This window comes from Mycobacterium sp., from assembly GCF_025965855.1.
Lineage (GTDB): Bacteria > Actinomycetota > Actinomycetes > Mycobacteriales > Mycobacteriaceae > Mycobacterium.
The window spans coordinates 1-2,806 of sequence record NZ_JAOPWB010000099.1 but is presented as its reverse complement, the minus strand read 5'-3'; the positions used below and the strand labels follow the sequence as shown (position 1 = coordinate 2,806).

Genomic DNA, 2,806 nt, shown 5'->3' with positions numbered 1-2,806 from the left:
GACCACGCACCCTTCTTAACCGAGCCCGTCAAGATCCTGACCGAGATCGTGGAGTTCCTCACCGTCATCCGCGCCGCGCCGGCGCAGTCACATCGCGCCCTGCGAACCGTGCTGTTCACCGACATCGTCGCGTCGACGCAACACGCCGCGGCGACCGGCGACGAGCGGTGGCGCGCGGTGCTGCACCGCTTTGGCGAGATCACCGCCGACCTCGTGGAACGTTTCGGCGGAACGGTGGTCAAGAGCACCGGCGATGGTCACCTGGCCACGTTCGACGGGCCGACGCAGGCCATCCGCTGCGCCGAGGCGTTGCGCGCTGACGCCGAGACCCTGGGCATCCAGATTCGCGTCGGCATCCACACCGGCGAATGCGAACTACTGGACAACGACATCGGGGGAATCGCGGTACACATCGCGGCGCGGATCCTCGGACACGCGGCTGCCGGGGACATCCTTGTCTCGCGCACGGTGCGTGACCTGGTCGTCGGCTCGGGCACGGGCTTCGAGGACCGCGGCAGCGTCGAGCTGCGTGGCGTGCCCGGCACCTGGCAACTGCTGGCGGTCGATCGCCACGGTCCGCGGGCGGGATCGGCCGAGGCGGAACTGGCGTCAATGCCCACTCCTGGCCGTCGAACCGCGATGCGCCGCTCGGACCGCGCCGTGGAGACGATCGGGAGGCGCGCACCGTGGATTCTCCGCGGGATGGCCCGCCTCGCCCCGGCCACCGGCCGCGGCTGAGAACAGCCGGAGTCAGCGCGCTTGGAGGTGTCTGAGCCCACGACATCGTTGACAGGTGAGTCGCATTCAGATGCCGCCGCCGCGATGCATCCGTTCTGGACCCCCCGTTCATTAGCTGCCTGGGCAATTACTAGATGGGGTTACTCAACAACACCAGAAAGGTGCCCCAGATGGGCAGTCGCGGTCGCCTCGCTTAAGCCGTCAAACCCCCGGCCCGTCATCCGCTTGGGTGGCGGGGCCGATCCTAGCGGAACTACAACCTGGCGAATTGTGCTTTATCCTCAGTGAATTCGGCCAGGATCGCAGCAGTCAAAGTCGGCCGGACATCGCCGATCGCCATCAGATAGTCCTCGATGGTCGCGGGCTCTCCCCGGCCGTGCACCATCTCACGATCGAACGCCACCTGCGCGCCCTTGCGGGCGGCGAACTCGATGTCGGCCGGAGTGAACAGCTCGGTCGCCGCGACCAGCCGGTCAACATCGATCCCTGAATTAGCCTCGCCGAGATAGCGTTTCCACACCGCCATACGGGCCGGCTGGTCCGGCGGTCCGACCGGAATGACGTAGTCGAAGCGCCCGGGCCGCAGGAACGCCGAGTCAAGCGAGTGAACCGAATTGGTGGCGCACACCATCAGACGCCCATCGTGCTCGCGAAACGACGGGATGAGCTTCAGCAATTCGTTGGTGACGCCGGTTTCGGTGGTGCTGGCGCCGGCTCGTGCGACCGCGATCTCCTCGACCTCGTCGATGAACAACACCAGCTCATCGAGCTCGGCCAGTTCTCCGAACACCTCCCTAAGCGACGCAGCCAGACCGCCCTGCGTCGCGGCGGCCAGCCGGGAGGGAAAAAGCTCGACGAAGGGCCAGCCAAGCCGCGACGAAATCCCTTTGGCGAAACTGGTTTTCCCAGTTCCCGGTGGCCCGAACAAGATGACCGCCTTAGGCGGGCGTACTCCATAGCGGTCGGCGATGTCGGGGTGAGCCAGCGGGGCGATAATGCGCTGTTCGATGATCTGCTTTTCCTGCTCCATGCCAGCCAGTTCCTCCCACAGCCCCGGCGCTAACAGCCGCCCTCCCAGCTCTGCGAGCACATTGGCCTGATCCGGCCGAAAGTGTTCGATCGTCTCGTAGTACACCAGCCCGTCGCGGCGGGTGTAGCCAGTGTTCTCCAGCGCCTCCGAGCCCGTCGCGCCCTGTGAGAGGATCGTGCAGATTTTCCGCACTCCGGCCGACCGCAGCCGTCGTTCGAGATCAGCCAGCAGCGCGCTGCCTATACCGCGATGACGCCATCGTGATGCCAGGGCGATCAGAAGTACCCACGCCCGCTCGCCGTCGGTCCGCGCAACGGCCATGCCAACCACTTCGTCACCGACCTCTGCGACGACCGCCGGCTGGCCGGCCCGGGCGGCCGCCACTACCTCGGCGACCGTGAACACCGGCTCTGCCGAGCCTGGAGTCCGGCTTTGGTCCCATATCTGGATCGCCTGGTCCAGATCGTCGTCGTCGTAGTCACGCAGTCGCCATAACGGCATCACACAACGGTAATGCCCTGATTCTGTTGTGCACATTGCGTTCATGCGCCGGTGAACTGCCCAGCAGGGGTGTGATGCGACTCTGCGGGTGAAGTGCTAAAGCCGGTGCGAAGCTCCGCACGTGCGCGACCTCGAGGTGATCGACTCCGAACTCCGACTGCTGCTCGCGATTCGCCACATGGCCCGTGACGCAGAAGGTCGCACGCCAAATACGGCGCGAATAGACGCGCTGCTGGACGAACGCTCGTCGCTACTGCCGCCGACACCTGGCGAGAGCCCCGCGTCTGAATAGTTGCCGGGCCGCCTCGATCCGCGTCCACGGCCGCGGACCGCTATCGGACCTGCTGATGGAGGCGCTGCGGTGTTCGGGGGCCCGGATCGCGCACAGCAGCCAACCGCACGCCGCGGTCTCACGCGCCACCGTCGATCTGGTGGTGCTGTCGGACTACCTGGTCGCCGACCCACGCATGGTGCGCGACCTGCACAGCCGGGGCGTCCCGCATCTTCCGGTTCGCGTGCGCGACGGCACCGGTCTGG

The 2,806-nt window shown here is 66.4% G+C and carries 3 protein-coding genes and 1 pseudogene; 3 read left to right on the top strand and 1 reads right to left on the bottom strand.

All coding sequences use genetic code 11. The annotated features are described in order from the left end of the window. A partial coding sequence (locus tag JWP83_RS07440) for an adenylate/guanylate cyclase domain-containing protein (protein WP_297727951.1) occupies positions 1-738 on the top strand: 738 nt, incomplete at its 5' end. A gap of 253 nt (positions 739-991) precedes the next feature. On the opposite strand, the gene JWP83_RS07435 is transcribed toward JWP83_RS07440, so the two are convergent. After that, positions 992-2,269 (bottom strand): ATP-binding protein, encoded by a 1,278-nt coding sequence (locus JWP83_RS07435; RefSeq protein ID WP_297727949.1) that lies wholly within the window; start codon positions 2,267-2,269, stop codon positions 992-994. A 121-nt stretch (positions 2,270-2,390) separates the two neighbouring features. On the opposite strand from JWP83_RS07435, the gene JWP83_RS07430 reads away from it, so the two are divergent. Continuing rightward, on the top strand, positions 2,391-2,561 hold the full coding sequence (locus tag JWP83_RS07430) for a hypothetical protein (protein ID WP_297727947.1): 171 nt from the start codon (positions 2,391-2,393) through the stop codon (positions 2,559-2,561). A 4-nt stretch (positions 2,562-2,565) separates the two neighbouring features. After that, positions 2,566-2,806 (top strand): annotated as a pseudogene (locus JWP83_RS07425) (cyclodehydratase); the annotation flags it as partial.